The organism is Roseovarius sp. D22-M7, assembly GCF_037083785.1.
Classification (GTDB): domain Bacteria; phylum Pseudomonadota; class Alphaproteobacteria; order Rhodobacterales; family Rhodobacteraceae; genus Roseovarius.
This window is the reverse complement of record NZ_JBAPKY010000206.1, coordinates 1-749: the sequence shown is the minus strand read 5'-3', so window position 1 is coordinate 749 and position 749 is coordinate 1. Positions and strand designations below refer to the sequence as shown.

The window sequence follows — 749 nt, the reverse complement described above, 5'->3', positions numbered from 1 at the left end:
GTTGAGGCGACCCGCTCGATCCGGCAGGCCGAGGTCGGCTCGACGAAGACCATGCTGAAACGGGTAAAGAAGAAGTTCGACCTGCATCCCGAGCGCCTGATCGCGGACACGGCCTATGGCACTGGACCGATGCTGGGCTGGCTGGTCGACCGCAAGATCGCGCCGCACATCCCGGTTATAGACAAGTCCGGGCGCACCGACGGAACCTGGACGCGGGCGGACTTCGAATGGGATGCCGAGAACGACCAATATATCTGCCCCGAGGGCCATGAGCTGAAGCAGTTCCGCCGCAACTATTCCGACCCGAACCGGGGGCCGACAGGCAAGGGCGTCGCCAAATACCGTGGCCTGAAGCTCACCTGCCACGCCTGCCCCTCGAAGTCACGCTGCTGCCCGAACATGGACTTCCGGTCCATCACCCGCGAGGAACATGAAGATGCCCGCCAAGTCGCCCGAGACATTGCGAAGACCCGCCAATACGACATCTCGATGAAGCTCCGAAAAAAGGTCGAGATGCTATTTGCCCACCTCAAACGCATCCTTGGCCTGGGCCGACTGCGATTACGTGGTCCATGCGGCGCAAATGACGAATTCCTCCTCGCCGCCACCGCCCAGAACCTCCGGAAATTGGCCAAGGTCTTTCCCGCACCGCAGCAAATGCGCAAAGCCTGACAGGAAAGGCGCGCGCGCCCGATTTGGATCGGCTATTTCTGCGCTCGCAAACTTTAGTTTTTCCACAGAATCGGCGG

General features: G+C 61.0%; 1 protein-coding gene. It reads left to right on the top strand.

Annotation, left to right across the window (positions count from 1 at the left end; all coding sequences use genetic code 11):
- Positions 1–672 (top strand): transposase (locus V8324_RS22160; RefSeq protein ID WP_336422033.1); only part of this gene is annotated, 672 nt, incomplete at its 5' end.
- Positions 673–749: the final 77 nt, after the last annotated feature.